The sequence below is a fragment of the Acidobacteriota bacterium genome, from assembly GCA_026707545.1.
Taxonomy (GTDB): domain Bacteria; phylum Acidobacteriota; class Thermoanaerobaculia; order Multivoradales; family Multivoraceae; genus Multivorans.
The window spans coordinates 3,011,506-3,027,213 of the sequence record JAPOWR010000001.1; the positions used below are offsets into that span (position 1 = coordinate 3,011,506).

General features: G+C 68.5%; 10 protein-coding genes. 5 read left to right on the forward strand and 5 right to left on the reverse strand.

Translation table 11 applies throughout. The annotated features are described in order from the left end of the window. Positions 1-4 precede the first annotated feature (4 nt). From mutM to OXG83_11970, 4 genes are read right to left on the reverse strand one after another with little or no spacing between them, the layout of a single operon-like run. The gene (gene mutM / locus OXG83_11955) at positions 5-829 is read right to left on the reverse strand and encodes a bifunctional DNA-formamidopyrimidine glycosylase/DNA-(apurinic or apyrimidinic site) lyase (GenBank protein ID MCY3965744.1); all 825 of its coding nucleotides are present in this window, start codon (positions 827-829) and stop codon (positions 5-7) included. A gap of 1 nt (position 830) precedes the next feature. Further along, positions 831-2,321: a hypothetical protein gene (locus OXG83_11960; GenBank protein MCY3965745.1), complete on the reverse strand. Its 1,491-nt coding sequence runs from the start codon at positions 2,319-2,321 to the stop codon at positions 831-833. Further along, positions 2,318-4,033: a TraR/DksA family transcriptional regulator gene (locus OXG83_11965; protein MCY3965746.1), complete on the reverse strand. Its 1,716-nt coding sequence runs from the start codon at positions 4,031-4,033 to the stop codon at positions 2,318-2,320. The genes OXG83_11960 and OXG83_11965 overlap by 4 nt, the downstream gene beginning before the upstream one ends. A 5-nt stretch (positions 4,034-4,038) precedes the next feature. Next, entirely contained in the window at positions 4,039-4,557 is a 519-nt protein-coding gene (locus OXG83_11970) for a 23S rRNA (pseudouridine(1915)-N(3))-methyltransferase RlmH (GenBank protein MCY3965747.1), read from the reverse strand. A gap of 46 nt (positions 4,558-4,603) precedes the next feature. Here OXG83_11970 and OXG83_11975 point away from each other — a divergent pair, with 46 nt between their 5' ends. Genes OXG83_11975 through OXG83_11985 form a run of 3 tightly spaced genes read left to right on the forward strand, consistent with a single transcriptional unit; the run spans position 4,604 to position 10,378 of the window. Beyond that, positions 4,604-5,560: an alpha/beta fold hydrolase gene (locus OXG83_11975; protein MCY3965748.1), complete on the forward strand. Its 957-nt coding sequence runs from the start codon at positions 4,604-4,606 to the stop codon at positions 5,558-5,560. A gap of 41 nt (positions 5,561-5,601) precedes the next feature. Next, entirely contained in the window at positions 5,602-8,976 is a 3,375-nt protein-coding gene (gene ileS, locus OXG83_11980; GenBank protein ID MCY3965749.1) for an isoleucine--tRNA ligase, read from the forward strand. A gap of 19 nt (positions 8,977-8,995) precedes the next feature. After that, a complete protein-coding gene (locus OXG83_11985; GenBank protein ID MCY3965750.1) occupies positions 8,996-10,378 on the forward strand; it encodes a phosphomannomutase/phosphoglucomutase in 1,383 nt (460 codons plus the stop codon). Positions 10,379-10,381: 3 nt separating this feature from the next. On the opposite strand, the gene OXG83_11990 is transcribed toward OXG83_11985, so the two are convergent. Continuing rightward, positions 10,382-11,071 carry a zinc metallopeptidase gene (locus tag OXG83_11990; GenBank protein ID MCY3965751.1) on the reverse strand — a complete coding sequence of 230 codons (690 nt, stop codon included), beginning with the start codon at positions 11,069-11,071 and terminating at the stop codon, positions 10,382-10,384. Between the two features lie 162 nt (positions 11,072-11,233). Between OXG83_11990 and OXG83_11995 the strand changes: the two genes are divergently transcribed. Both OXG83_11995 and OXG83_12000 read left to right on the forward strand, forming a co-directional pair. Beyond that, the gene (locus tag OXG83_11995; GenBank protein MCY3965752.1) at positions 11,234-11,875 is read left to right on the forward strand and encodes an alpha/beta hydrolase; all 642 of its coding nucleotides are present in this window, start codon (positions 11,234-11,236) and stop codon (positions 11,873-11,875) included. A 298-nt stretch (positions 11,876-12,173) separates the two neighbouring features. After that, positions 12,174-15,635, forward strand: coding sequence for a hypothetical protein (locus OXG83_12000; GenBank protein ID MCY3965753.1), 3,462 nt, complete (start codon positions 12,174-12,176; stop codon positions 15,633-15,635). Positions 15,636-15,708: the final 73 nt, after the last annotated feature.

The window sequence follows — 15,708 nt, forward strand, 5'->3', positions numbered from 1 at the left end:
CCACCTACGTCTGGCAGCGCGGGCAGTAGTACGTGCTGCGATTCGACAGGTTGATCCGGCGGATGCCCGCGCCGCAACCCGTCGGACAAGCCTCCCCCTCGCGATCGTAAACGTCGAGCGAGACCTGGAAGTAGCCCGAGTTGCCCTCGCCGTCAGCGAAGTCGTTGAGCGTCGTGCCGCCCTGCTCGATCGCCTCGCGCAGTACCTCGCGCACCGCCTCGGCGAGAACTTCGAACCGACGGCGGGCGATCCGAGCCACCGAACGACGGGGATGGATGCCGGCCCGGTAGAGCGCCTCGGAGGCGTAGATGTTGCCCACGCCGACGACCACGGAAGCGTTCATCAGGAAGGTCTTCACCGGCGCCGTGCGGCCGCGGGCCAGGGCAGCGAGAACCGCACCGTCGAACCCGGCCGCCAGCGGTTCCACGCCGAGGTGACGAAAGTGACGGTCGCCGTCCAGGTCTTCCGTCGACGCGACAAAGGCCATGCCGAAACGGCGCGGGTCGCGGAAGCGCAGCCGCCGGCCCGACGCCAGCTCGAAGCCAACGTGCTCGTGATTCACGAGCGGCGCGGACCGGTCGACCAGAGTCAGGCGGCCGCTCATCCCCAGGTGCAACACCAGGGTCTGGCCACCGGAGGCATCGATCCACAGGTACTTCGCGCGCCGGCGCAGGCCGAGGACCTTGCGGCCTTCGAGGCGGCGCAGTCGCTGCTCAGAGAGCGGCTCGCGCAGGGTCGGGAAGTGGACTCGGACAGCTTCGAACCGGTCACCGACGAGCGGCCGTTCCAGGCTCCGGCGCAGCACCTCGACTTCGGGCAGCTCGGGCACGTCAGCCAGCGCGGCGGCCACGACCAGCGCCCGCGGCCTCCGCAGCGCCAGCGCCGGCCACCGCCGCGACCAGGGCTTCGAGCGCGGTGTCCTCGTCGCCGCTGCCGCCCCGCAGCCGAACCTCCGTCTCCAGGATCTTCCATGGCAGTTCGGCGAGTTCCGCAACGGCCTCCGGATCGCGACGGGTCATGGCCGCCTTGAAGATCTGGAAGAGGGCGTAGGGCCTGGGTTTCCTCTGATTGTCCGGCAACTCCGCCATCAGTTTCGGCATCACCCGGGCCTTGAATCCGTTGAAGTCCCTTTCCTCGGAGAGATGGTGGCTCATGGCGATGCCGTGGACGGTAGCCAACTGCTGACAGCGTCCGGCCAGAAGACTCAGGAAGGAGAACCGCGCCCTCGTCCGGTCGTCGGCGCTGTCCAGGTAGCGACGAAGCAAGGCCAGTGCAGCGCCCGGGCGCTGGCCTTCGATCGCGCTCATGACCTTCCAGACATCCTCCTCACCTCGATCGACGACCGACTCCTCCACCGCCACGCGGTCAATACGGCCGGACGTTTCCCGCATTCCGGCGGCGATCTTCCGGTACTCGGCGGCAAAGCGGGCGGCGGAATCCGCCTCGACGGCCGAGTCACCCCAGTTTCCCGTCTTCCGCAGTGTTCGCCGCGCCAGTTCCTGGGCGGCTCCACGATCGATGCCGATGCCGGTCTCGCGGGTCAGCTCCGCGACGACCGCGTCGAGTCCGCCGACTCCGCCACGGCGGTCGAACTCGAGCGAGCCCACCTCGAACGCGGCCTTGCTCTCGACCAGACGCCGGACCAGGGGATGGGCGCCATCTGCGGTCCGCTCGGCGAAGACCAGCGCGTGGCCCTCGGGTAGACCGCCGTCGGCAGCGCGGCCGAGTTCGGCGAGGTCGCTGTCGGACCAGCCGTGGAGATCCGCGGCCCGCGCGGCTTCGAGCAGCGCCGACAGATCCCTGGCAAGTTCCGCGGCCTGTTTCTTCGTCCGGCCCCGCCGTTTCCGCCGGCGAACCCGGCTGCCACCCTGAAACGCCCAGTCCGGAAGGGAAGAGACCGCTTCATCGGGCGTTCCGGCGTCGGCAGCCACGCCGAAGAGTCGCAGCGCCTGAAGCAGTCGGCCCGCGGCTTCCTTCTGTGCGGTCGACAGCGTGTCTCCGACCGATACCGGCAACGCTGTCTCCGCCTCATCGATCAGATCGGCCGCGGCCGTCCTGTCCGCGAAGACCGCGCTGTCACTGACCAGGGCGACCTTGGCCGGCTCGAACAGCGAGAAGGTCAAGAGATCGGCCAGGATCGAGCCAAGCTCGACCGGCCGGGTGTACGTGGCCACCTCACAGCCGCTGCTCGCCGCCAGGGCGTTCGCGATCCGGGTCGCCGCGCCGCTCGCCACCACCTGCTCGCCGATCACGAGGTAGAGCGGCTGGCGGTCACAGCTCTCGATTCGCTCGACCGCCGCGTCGATCGTAGGAGCCTTCACTCTTCTCTGGGAAGCCGACCCTTCTCTTCGAGTTCCTGGCAGTTGATGCAGTAGGAAGCCCACGGAACCGCTTCGAGCCGCGCGCGGCCGACGTCGGCGTTGCAGTGGACGCAGACCCCGAAGCTGCCATCGTCGAGACGGATCGTCGCTTCCTCGATCCTCTCGAGCAGAATGCCGTCGCTGTCGGAGAGCGAGAAGTTCAACTCCCGGCTGTAGGCGTGATTCGCGCGGTCGACGAGGTCCTCCGAGCCTTCACCGGTCGTCGCCTTCAGGCCCGCATGCAGATCGCGGTTGTACCGGCCGAAGAGCTCCCGCCGCTTCTCCTCCAGGCGCTCCCGCACCCGGTCGATATCGATGTCGGCGGTCTTTCGCCGAGAGCTTGTGTGACCGTCGCCGGCCCGCTCTGGTCTGAGAAGCAGTGTCGGCGCCTTCCTCGGAGGCGCTTTCGTCCGGGCCGCCTTCTTTCTGGCCAGGCGCTGCTTCGCCGCAAAATCGGGTGCGGCTTCCTTTTCGGCAGTCTCCTGAGCGGCCGTCTTCTCGGCCTCCTCTTGAGCTTTCTTCGCCTCCGCCTCCGCCCGGGCCTTTACTAAGCGCTTCTCGGCAGCGGCGGAAGCCCGCTCGGCCTCCCGGGCAGCGGCCTTCGCCTCAGCCGCCGCCTTGGCGGCCTTCTCATGCGCGGCCGTCCGCGAGGTCGACGTACGCGCCGCCTTCCGCGCCGCCACGCCCTTGGCCGCGGAGTCCTTGACCGCAGTCTGGGCTGCCGTCTTGCGATCGGCCGCAACCTTCGCTGCCTTCTGGGCGGCGGTCCCCGTCGTCGCGGCAAGCCTCGTCGACTGTGCGGCTTCCTTCTTCCTTGCAGCCGCTTCCTGCCGTCCCCTGGCCGCGGCCTCTGCCGCGCTCACGGCCTTGCGTTCCGCCCGCGTCGCCAGGGTTCGACTCGCTACCGCTTCGCGAACGGCCTTCTTCGAGGCTTCCTTCTCCTCTCGCGCAGCGACTACGGCCATATCGGCAGCCACGCGCTCGGCGGCCTCGGTCTTCCGGGCTTCCTCGAGCGCCGCGCCGCGCTTCGCGGCCTCCCCAGCCGCCTTCTCCGCGGCCGCGGCCTTGGCCGCCGCGTCACGATCCGCCCGCTTCGCCGCCGCCTCCGCCGAGCGCAGGGCCTTCGTCGCTTCCCTGGCGGACCGGGACAACTCGACGGCCTTGCGGGCGGCCGCTTCGTCCGCCGCCTTACGCACCTCGGCCTCGCGCTCGGCCTTCCGAGCCGCCGCGGCCGCGGCCTTCCTTTCCTGCACCGCCTGCTGCGCGGCCGCCTTTCGAACCTCGACGATCTGGGCGGCCTTCTCGGCGGCCGTCCTGCCGGAAGTCGCCGCCCTCTCCGCCTTCCTCGCCGCGACCCGACGTTCGGTCGCCGCCTTGGCCGCAGACGCGGCAGACGCCTTCCTGGTCTCCGTCACCTTCTCCGCTCTGGCGGCAGCGGCCGACAACGACTTCGCCTCACGTGCCGCCTGCTGAGCCGCTGCCTTCTTCTCGGCTGCGGCCTTCGCGGTGCGCTCGGCTGCGGCTACCTTGCGTGCCGCCTCGGCGGCAGCCTTCCTGGCCGCGACCTCCTCGGCTTCAAGCGGGCGAGCCTTGACGGCGGCCTGGTCCTTGCTGTCGTCTGCTCCGCCGCTCTTGGCGCTCTCGTCCGCGCTTGCCACTTCTTTTCCCCTCACGCGGCTCAGTGAAACGGGCGCCGATGATAGTTGATTCCCTCGAGGATGGTGCAAGAGCGGTAGATCTGCTCGAAAACGGTCAATCGTGCGAGTTCGTGAGGGAGCGTCAGGGGCCCGAGAGAGAGGCGGAAACGAGACGACTTCAGAAGGTCGTGGTCGAGACCCAGATCGGATCCCACGATCCACGCGACCGGCCGCCGCCACTCGGTACGCAGCCTCCCGATCTCCGTCGCGAGGGCTTCGGAGCTCAGGTTCCGTCCCTTCCGGTCGAGACACACGGTCCACGCCTCGGGGGGCAGCGCGGCCCGGATCGCCTTACCCTCGAGCCGGAGACGGGTCCGATCGTCCCCGCGCGCCGGACGCACCACCTTCTCCCTCACCGGAACGAACTTCCCGATCCGGCGGCGGTAGTCGGCGCAAAGAGCCTCCCAGGGCTCACGCCGGCGACCGACCCAGACGACGACGATCTCGAACGCCACGGGCGGATTATGCACACCACGGGCGCTGTTATTGTCCGCGGTCATGGCACGGTCCGCCGATGAGGAACTGAAGCGGCTTCGAAGACGCCGAGTGACCCGCGGCCTGATTCTCGGCGGCGTGGCGTTAGGGGCGCCCGCCGTGATCAACGCGGTGGTCGCGCGCCGGGCTGCGCGGCTCCCGCGGCCCCGCTGGGGCTCCACCCGGCACGTCGAGATCGACGGCAGCCGGCTTGCCTTCGTCCACATCCCCCGGTCACGCCGGGAATCGGCGCCGCCGATGGTGCTGCTTCACACCTTCGGGCCCGGCCACACCGGACTGCTCTGGCGGGAAGCGGCGGAGCGCCTCGCTCGCGGCCACGACTGCTTCGTACCCGACTGGCTCGGCTGGGGCGACTCGGAGCGCAAGGCTCAGCGCTACACCGCCAGGATCTACATCGACGTGCTCGACCGCTTTCTCGAAGAGGTCGTCGGCGAACCCGCGGTGGTCGTCGCGCCGCACCGCGCCGCCGCCTACGCCGTTCAGGTCGCCCTGGACGCGCCCGAACGGGTCGCCGCCCTCGCGCTCGTAGCGCCCCAGGGACTGGGTGCCGAGGACCGCGGCGACCCCGTGCTCCATGCGCTCCTGCGAGCGCCCCTCCTCGGCACGTCGGCACTCAACATGGTGACCGGCGAGCGGGCGCTTGAGAATCACCTGCGCCGCGAGACGATGTTCGGGGCCGAGGGACTCGGCGAAGAGGTCGTCGAGGCGATGTACCGCGCCAGTCACCTGCCCGGCGCCAGCCACGCCCTGATCGACAGCCTCTGCGGTCGGCTCGGTCATCAACTCGAGGCCGGTTTCGGCGGCAAGGTCCAGCAGCCCTTGTGGCTCGCCTGGGGCCGTCAAGCCACGCATCCGGCGCTCGAGACGGCCGATCTCTGGCTCCAGGAGATGCCGAAGGCCGACCTGGAGGTCTTCGACGGCTGCCGCAATCTGCCCCACGTCGAACGGCCGGCCAAGTTCGCGGCGGCGCTTACGGCGTTCATCGAGCGCCAGCGTTTCGCCGCCTGATCGGGGCGGCCACGCCGACTCCCCGAGAGCGCCCGCTCGCCGTGTCCAGGGACGCCGCTTTCCCGTCCGTTCCGGGCGGCTACCCGTTTCCACGACTCGAGCAGGAGACGCTGGAGTTCTGGCGGCGCGAGAAGGTGTTCGAGGCCTCCCTGGCGGCCGGCGACGACGACGGGCGCGAGTTCTCGTTCTACGAAGGCCCGCCGACCGCCAACAACGTGCCCCACGTCGGCCATGTGGTCACCCGCGTCGTCAAGGACCTCTACCCGCGGTTTCGGACGATGACCGGGCGGCGCGTGCCGCGCAAGGGCGGTTGGGACACGCACGGCCTGCCGGTGGAGATCGAGGTCGAGAAACAGCTCGGGTTCTCCGGCAAGCAGCAAATCGAGGACTACGGCATCCAGAAGTTCAATAGCGCCTGCCTCGAGAGCGTCAGCACCTACGAGCGCCAGTGGCGGAGGATGACCGAGCGCGTCGGCTACTGGCTCGACATGGACGGCGCCTACCTCACCTACACGAATACCTACATCGAGTCGGTGTGGTGGGCGCTCGCTGAACTCTGGCGTCAGGACCTCCTGTACGAGGGCCGCAAGATCCAGCCCTACTGCGCCCGCTGCGGCACCACCCTGTCGAGCCACGAGGTGGCCCAGAACTACCGCGACACGGAGGACCCCTCGATCTGGGTCCGCTTCCCGCTGCGGCCGGGGCAGACGGTCGCCACGATCGGCGACGGGGAAGACGGCGGCCCCGCCTTCAGCACCGACCGGCCGATCGACATCGTCGCCTGGACGACGACGCCCTGGACGCTGCTCTCCCACGCCGGCATCGCGCTGCATCCCGAGCTGACCTACCGAGCGGTCGCCGATCCGACCGACCCGGAGCGGCTCCTGCTGATCGCCGAAGATCTCGAGCGCCCGGTTCCCGTGCTCGTGCCCGGCGAGGGCAAGCCGAACCGCCTCGACCTGCGCGAAGCCGCGACCGTGAGCCGCTTCTCCGGGAGGGCCCTGGAGGGCCTGCTCTACGACCGGCCGTTCGCCGTCGAACCGAGCCGCTCGTACCGGCCCGCCGAGGTGTCGGACGCAACCGGATTCCGCATCGTGCTCGGCGACTACGTCACCCTGGCCGAGGGCACCGGGGCGGTCCACACCGCGCCGCTGTTCGGCGAGGACGACCAGCGCACCGGCCGTGAGTACGGCCTGCCGGAGCTGCAGGCCGTCGACGCGGAGGGCAAGGTCGCGCTCGACGCGGAAGGAAGTTCTAGCGATTCCTCCATCCGGAGCCTGATCGACGAGATCAACGGCGCCTGGTTCAAGGACGCCGACCCGCGCATCGTGCGCTCGCTGCGCCAGCGCGGCCGCCTGCTCCACGGCGAACGGCACAGCCACAGCTACCCCTTCTGCTGGCGCTGCGACCAGCCACTCCTCTACTACGCGACGACGAGCTGGTTCGTTCGCACCACGGCGGCCCGCGACCGGTTGATCGAGAAGAACCGCCAGGTCCGCTGGCACCCGGAGCACGTGGGCGAGGGACGCTTCGGCGATTGGCTCGAGAACGTGGTCGACTGGGCGCTGTCCCGGAGCCGCTACTGGGGGACGCCACTGCCGGTCTGGAAGTGCGGCGACTGCGCCGAGACGGAGGTAGTCGGTTCCTTCGAGGAACTCTTCCGGCGAACCGGGCGGGCCTTGCCGGACGACCCGTACGATCGCGCGCTGTTCGACCCCCACCGGCCCTTCATCGACGACGATTTCCACTGGTCCTGCTCCGCCGGCGGCTGTTCCGGCTCCATGCGCCGCGTCCCGTTCGTCATCGACGCCTGGTTCGATTCCGGCTCCATGCCGTTCGCGCAGTACCACTACCCGTTCGAGAACCGGGAGACCTTCCGCGCCCGCTTCCCCGCCGACTTCATCTCCGAAGCCGTGGACCAGACCCGGGGCTGGTTCTACACCCTGCACGTCCTCGGCTGCCTGCTGTTCGACAGTCCCGCCTACCGCAACTGCATCGTCCTCGGTCACGTCAACGATGAGAACGGCCGCAAGATGTCCAAGCGCCTCGGCAACGTCGTCGAGCCGATGGAGGTGCTCGCCGAGACCGGCGCCGACGCTCTGCGGTGGTACTTCTGCGTCAACAACCCCGAGCAGCCGTCCCGTTTCTCGGCCCGCCTGGTCCGGGAGGCGGCCCAGACCTTCATGCTGCCCCTGTGGAACGCGCTGTCCTTCTTTGTCATCTACGCCAACCTCGATGGCTGGAGGCCGGGCCGGGCCGAGATCCCCTTCGCCGGCCGCGGCCCGCTCGACCGCTGGATCCTGCTCCGGCTCTACCGGCTCATCGGCACGACGACTCGGCATCTGCGCGGCTACCGCACCGCCCCGGCGGCGCGCGGCATCGAGACCTTCCTCGACGAGCTGACGAACTGGTACATCCGCCGCAGCCGCGACCGGTTCTGGGCGCCGAACGACGAATCGGGCGCCGGCCAGGGCACCGGGAAGGAGAGCGCCTATCAGACGCTCTTCGAAGTCCTGACCACGCTGCGCCTGCTGATCGCCCCCTTCGTACCGTTCGTCGCCGAGGAACTCCACCGGCGGCTGATGTCGACCCAGGGCCTCGGCGCGGTCAGTTGCCACCTCGAGTCGTGGCCTGAGCCTCCCGCCGATCGCGCCGACGAGCGGCTCGAGGCAGCGATGGCGACTGTCCTCCAGGTGGCCCGCAACGGCCGTTCAGCGCGCAACGCGAACGGGATCAGGATCCGCCAGCCGCTCCGCTCCGTCACCCTGGTGAGCGCCGATCCGAAGCTCGAAGCCCTGGTCGAGCCCTACGCCGATCTGGTCGCGGACGAACTGAACGTACACCAGGTCGGCTGGGCCGCCGACAGTTCCGAGTACGTCTCGTTCGACGTCGTGCCGCACTACCCGAAGTGCGGTCCCCGGTTCGGTCGGGCCATGCCGGCGGTGCGGGCCGCTCTCGCCGCCCGGAACGGCGCCGACCTGAAGCGGGAGCTCGACGAGTCCGGCCGCATCGCCATCGAGCTCGACGGCGACATGGAGTACCTGGAGCCGGACGAGGTCGAGGTGCGGCTCGAAGAGCGGCCCGGGATTGCCGTTCACGGCGACAGCGAGCTGCTGGTCGCCCTCGATGTCGACCTCGACGACGCCCTGATCGCCGAGGGGTTTGCCCGTGAGGTCGTCCACCGGGTCCAGAACCGGCGACGCGCCGCGGACCTCGACTACGCCGACCGCATCGCCGTCCGCTACCGGGCGAACGAGCAGATCGAACGGGCCATCGACGCGCACCGGGACTGGATCCGCGGTGAAACCCTGGCCGTCACGTTCCAGGCCGCGAGCGACGACGGCCGGGAAGGCCTGGAGGAGGCTCCCATCGAGGGGCAGGCGTTCGCTCTCGCGATCGAAGTACAGCCCCACTGAGCGAGCCCGGAGAGAACGAGTGGCAGGAATCTTCAAGGCCTACGACGTGCGCGGCCTCTATCCGGGACAGTTGAATGAGGAGCTCACGCGCCGGATCGGGATGGCGTTCGGTCACCTGGTCGAACTCGAAGGCGACCAGGGTGCGGCCCGCCCCCGCACGGTCGTCGTCAGCCGCGACATGCGCTCGCACAGCGTGCCGCTTTCCGCCGCGCTCTGCGACGGCCTGACCGCGGCCGGCCTCGATGTCGTCGATATCGGCCTTGCCACTACGCCGATGAACTACTTCGCCACCGGCAGGTTGGGCACGGCGGGCGGCATCCAGGTCACGGCCAGCCACAACGGCGCCGAGTACAACGGCCTGAAGTTCAGCCTCGCGGGCGCCGTGCCGGTGTCGGGAGACCACGGCATCCCGATCATCGAAGAGCACGCCCTCGGCGAGGAACCGGCGCCGGCCGCGGCACCCGGAAGGGTCGAGTCGAGGAGCATCGAGGCGGAGTACGGCGAGTACGTGCTCTCCTTTCTCGACCGCTCGTTCGAGTCGGGAGGCGGCCCGAAGCTGCGGCTGGCTGCCGACGCCGCCAACGGAATGGGCACGATCTACCGGCCCCTGCTCGAGGCCTGCGGCGTTGAGCTGCTGCCGCTCTACTTCGAGCTGGACGGCACCTTCCCGAACCACGAGGCGAACCCGCTGCTGCCCGAGAATCTCCGCGACCTGAGCGATCTGGTCACAAGCAGCCGCGCCGACCTCGGCGTCAGCTTCGACGGCGACGGCGACCGCGCCGCCTTCGTGGACGAACTCGGCGAGCCGATCGGATCCGACCTGATCACCGCCCTGATCGCCGGCCAGATGCTGGAGCGGGAGCCCGGCGGCACCGTGATCCACGACATCAGATCCTCCCGGGCGGTGCCCGAGTACATCCGCGAGCACGGCGGCACGCCCCTGCCGGAACGGGTCGGCCACTCCTTCGTCAAGGCCACGATGCGCCGCACCGGCGCCATCTTCGGCGGCGAGCTCGCCGGCCACTACTACTTCCGCCAGAACTACTGCGCCGACAGTTCGATCCTCGCCGTCGTCGCCGTCCTCAACCTGCTCCGCCGCTCCGACCAGACGCTCTCCGAGATCACGGCGCCGCTTCGCCGTTACGCGAAGAGCGCCGAGATCAACTTCGAGGTCGAGGACAAGGACGCCGCCATGGCGGCACTCGTCGAGCGCTACGCCGAACGTCAGGGCGGCACCCTCGACCGCCTCGACGGGATCCGCATCGACTTCGACGACTGGTGGTTCAACGTCCGCCCGTCGAACACCGAACCGCTGCTACGCCTCGTCCTCGAAGCGACGACGCCGGAACAACTCGCCATGCGGCAGGCCGAACTGACGGAGCAGCTAGGCGACCCGATCTAGGACTTAGTCCCGGCCCCCGAGGAAACCGGCTCGCATCAGGAAGTAGAGCAGCGTGAGCAGCGAAGCCACGGCTGCAGCGACGTAGGTCATGGCCGCCGCGTTGAGCACGCGGTCCATTCCCACGCGTTCGGTCTGCAGGATCAAACCCTGCTCCACAGCGAGGCGCTTCGCCCGCGCAGTGGCGTCGAACTCCACCGGCAGGGTGACGAGCTGAAACAGAACGACCGCGGAGAAGAGAACCGCGCCGAACAGCACCATGTTCGGTGCACCCATGAAAAGGCCAAGGAACATGACGATGTAGCCCAGGTTGCTGCCGATCCCGGCCATCGGCACGAGAGTCGATCGCAGCCACAGGGGCGCGTAGTTCTTCGCGTGCTGAATCGCGTGCCCCGCCTCGTGACAGGCGATGCCGATCGCGGCCACGGAGTTCGAGCCGTAGACCTGTTCCGACAGGGCGAGCTTCTTGGTCACCGGGTTGTAGTGGTCGGAAAGCCGGCCACGGGTCGCGACGACCTGCACGTCCGAGATACCCGCGTAGGCGAGCAGGCGCTGCGCCGCCTGGGCCCCGGTCATCCCGGTCACCGAGCGCACCTTGGAGTACTTGTTGAACGCTCTCTTGACCCGGAAGCTGGCCCACAGCGACAGCAGCAGGCCCGGCGCCAGGAAGACGAAGTACATGGGATCGAAGATCATCGAGCGGACTCCTTGATGAGTGTCCGAACTGAGTTACGGGCCGTGGAGGGCAGTGTTTCGCGAGGTGTCCAAGCGACCCGGCACCGCTACAGGGCTGCGCGAAGGTCAATCCGGCGCGGACAGAAGTATATTCCGCGCTGCCTCTAACCAACCGCCAGACGCATGCCTCGAATCACCCCTCTTGAACTGCTGGGCCCGGCCGGCGCGCTCCAGGCCGAACTGATCGAACCGGACGCCACACCGTCCTTCGTCGTCACGGTCGCGCACCCCCATCCGCTTTACGGCGGCGACATGGACAACCACGTCGTGACCGCCGCCGCGAACGCTGTAGTCGAACTCGGCGGCGCGGCGCTCCGCTTCAACTTCCGCGGTACGGGCGGCAGCGAAGGGCGCCACGACGAGGGACGTGGCGAGACCGAAGACCTCGGAGCAGGCGAACAGGAGCTCCGGCGCCGGTTCCCGCAGTTGCCGCGCGTCGGCGTCGGCTACTCGTTCGGTGCCGTCGTCACCATGGCGCGGCTGCCCCAGGCTGAGGCAGCGCAGGATCCGCCAAGCGGCGTGCTACTCATCGCACCGCCGCTGACCCACTACGACTTCGAGGCAGCCGCTACCGCCTCAGTTCCCGTAGCCGTCGTCTACGGCCAGCTCGACGCGTTCACAACGGACGCGATGATCCGCCGGCTGCCCAAGCGTTGGCCCACGCTGGGCGCTTGCCTGGAAGTTTCAGGTGTCGGCCACGACCTGTCGTCGCCAGAACTCGGCCCAACGATCCAGCGAGCCCTTCAGCGCCTGATCCCAACATAGGAGTTCGTCCAGCGCCCGTTCCACGCGGTTCCCGCAGCCGAGGCGCGAGACCGGACGAGGACGGCCCGGTTCTTGCAAAGATAGCTGGGTGAACGCATGGCGACAGAGTCCGCGGATGGGCGTCGGGTGGGAGTGATTGAGGGAAAGAGTGTTCCTAAGAAGCTCGCGTAGGGCGAGCCATCCTGGACGCCAGCTGGCGGGAAAGCTGGCCCTGGCCGGAGTCATCCTCCTGGCGGGACCCGTCGGGGGTCAGCGTTTGCTGGAAGTGATTCCGCAGGGGACCCGATCCTCAAGCATCGTGGGTGCCGGTCTCGCGCCCGAGGTTCCCCTGATTGCCGTTCAGGTCGACTTCGAGTTGCTCCGCAGCGAGCCGGTCAGACTGGAACTGCCGACCCCCGATGGCCGGATCCTGTGGGCCGACCTCAGCGTCTTCGAGGATCGGGGTGGCGGAGATCTCATGTGGGCCGGGAGGCTGTCGGGCGCGGACTACGACAGTGTCGTGCTGACGGTGGAAGGTGGCCGTCTGGTCGGTTGGTTTGGTGAGCCCGGTGGCGTGCGCTATCGGATCAGCGCCCGGCCCGACGGTGGCGGTCAGATGGCTACCGGGCCCGGGCCGCCGGGGCGAGAGCCGGATGCCTTCTGTCCTGTGAGTGCCGATCCGGATCCGCGACCGCTGGGGCAGGCACGCCTTCCCGCCGAGGCGATGGCCGTCGATCGGCCGCTGCGCGCTGGGGCGGCCCAGAACCACGAACAGCTCGACATCCTCGTGGTTTACAACAGTCCGGCTGCACTGAACTGGTCGAACCAAGATGTTGACGCGCAAGCGGCGATCCGAAGCGCGGGCGACTACCTGAACATGGTGTTGCGGAACGGCGGCGCGGGGGTGAAAGCGAACATCGTCCACATCGCCCAGATCCGCGGCGCCCTGGATAGCACGGGCTTCAACGGACCCGGCTTGTACGGCACCTCGATGATCACCCAACTGCGCCACAACGGAGAGGCGCTTCGACTGAGACGGAAGTATGGCGCCGACCTCGTCCATCTCTTCACGGGTGAGTCTCCGTGGACCCTTGGCGGCTGCGGCCAGCACTACATACTGTCTCGGAACGAAACCGCGGAGGACTTCTCCGAGTACGCCTACGGCTGGACCTCCAACGCCTGTTTCGACGAAGGGCCGATCTTCGCCCACGAGATCGGACACGGCCTTGGGGCTCACCACGACCCGCCGAACGGCGGTCCCTCGCGGTTCGCCGTCAGGCCGTACGCGTTCGGCCATGGCAATCACGACCACATCCCGAACGCGGGGACGATCATGAGCTACACGGGCCAGGTCGAGCCGTACCTGTCGAGTGTCCGCATCAGGCCGCATGGCCGCGTCGTCGGCATAGCGGACGAGCGGGAGAACGAACGAGCCCTGGGGCAAACGATCCACGTCGGCGTCCAGTACGGCGACTTCGTGTCCCCCCTGCCGGCGGACGCACCGACGGCGCCGACCAGCCTGCACGTGGAGATGGAGGATGCCGACTCCATGAAGCTGTCCTGGTGGGACAACGCACCGGACGCGGACTCCTACGAGGTGACGTTCTGGCGGACGGGGCAGGCGGGAGAACCGACGAGGAGGCGGGTGGATGGCCGAGATTCGACGATCGTGGACCTCCCGGTGGCCGATGCCGGTACGCGGTACTTCTTCTTCGTCCGGGCTGTCAGGGGGGAGACCCTTTCGGCGAGAAGCAGCATTCGCACGCTGGCGATTCCGGGCGCTGAGCCGCCGGCGCCGTCGGGGATCACCTGGCGGTACGTACCGGTCGACGATCCCGTCCTGATGGGAACGCACACCATCCGCGTGAGCTGGGCTGACAACTCCGACGACGAGTCCGTCTTCCACGTGCTGCTCCTCGACGGCTTCCTCAGGTTGTTGCGGCGGAAGTCCGTCCCAGCGGATTCAACCTCGACCCTGATCTCCCGGCTGGCGCCCGGCGAGAACTACCTGGTGGTGGTGCAGGCTCTCGGCTTGACGGGCAGATCTGAGGACAACGAGTCAGTGGAAGTGCTTACGCCCTCCGCTCCCGGTCCGACGGCCGTTTCCGATCTGACCGCGCGCGCCACGGGAGACACATCCGTTCGTCTGACCTGGACGGCCAACTCTTCGGGCGAACTCGGATTCCGCGTACTGGCGCTGGTCTCGGGCTGGTTCGGTCTGTTCGAGGCTGAAGCCGGAAGTGAGTCGATCGAGATCGAGGGGCTGGCCCGTGGGGGCAGCTACTTCTTCGGAGTGTGGCCGCATGACGATGCGGGCTTGGGCGGCCGCAGCGTGGCCAGTCTGAGATTGGGCGCCTTGGGACGGGGTCCAGAGGCTCCGACGAAGCTCGGTTGGGGGTTTGCCGAGGGCGTCGCCCGTCTGACCTGGAAAGACAACTCGAGCACAGAAAGCGGCTTCGAGATTCAGTACCGGCCGGAGTACGAGACACAGGACACGACCGTCGTAGGCGGCGGACGTTGGACCCGCGTCGCTCTGGTTCCTGCGAACACCACGTCGTTCGACCTGTACCCCAGCGAGGCGGTCGACTACCGGGTCTTCGCGTACAGCGACGCCGGCTTCTCACGCGCGAGCAACACGGTCAGGGGGATGCCGACGCCGAGCGGCGATCCCCCGGGGGGAGGTGGCGGTGGTGTCACAGCGGTGCCCTCCGGCGAAACCGCTGTCGAGCTGGCCTGGACCGGCAGGTGGGCACGTGCGGCTCGGGGCACGCTTTCGATTGAGGCGCGCAACCCGGCAAGCGACTGGGTCGAGGTGGCGAGCGCCACGCCTACGATGGGGAACACCGTCGTCACGGGTCTGGAGGCCGAGACGCCCTACACGTTCCGGCTTCTGGCCGGTCGGGCAGACTACTCACCGGAAGTCAGCGTGACCACCGGCGCATACGAGGGCGCCTGCAGGCCGGGATCGGCGTACCTCTGCCTGCGGGACGGCCGCTTCGAAGTGCGGGCACACTGGAGCAAGCCGGACAGCCTCAGCGAGTACGGTTCGGGTACGGCGGTGTCGGTCGATGTTTCGGACGAGTCGGGGCTGTTCTGGTTCTTCGACCCCGAGAACATCGAACTGGTTGTCAAGGTGCTCGACGGCCGGACGATCAACGGCAGCTACTGGGTCTTCTTCGGCGCGCTGTCGGACGTCGAGTACTGGATCACCGTGAGAGACGCGCAGACAGGCCAGCGGCGGACGTACCACAACCCGCCCAGGGAAGTCTGCGGCCAGAAGGACCTCGGTGCGTTCGGCGATCCAGGTGCCGCGGCCACTCGACCGGCTGCGGGCGGCCACGGTCCGGGTGGACCGGGCATCGAGCTGGTGCGAATGAGCGCGGTCGCACTCGACGCCATCAGTGTCGGCCGTTCGAGTCATGGCGCTGGCGACTGCGAGGCGGCCAAAGACCGTCTGTGTCTCCTGGACGATCGCTTCTCGGTCGAGGTCGGCTTCGTCGATCCGAACGCCGGAACCGGCTTGCAGGAACCAGCTCAGGTGATTCCGTCGCTCACGATGGCGAAGACGGGTTTCTTCTGGTTCTTTAGTTCGTCGAACATCGAGTTGGCCGTGAAGATGTTGGACGGTCGCGCCCTGAACGGCCACTTCTGGCTCCTGTACGGCGGCCTGTCCGATGTCGAGTACGAGATCACGGTCACGGACACGGTGACCGGCGAGGCCTCGGCTTACCGCAACGAGCCGGGCAGCATCTGTGGTGAGATCCACATCGACGCGTTCTGAGGCTTGCGGACTGCTCCAACGCTCGCCCCGGCACCGCGACGCCGCTACACGGCGAACGACGAGCCGTCTTGCA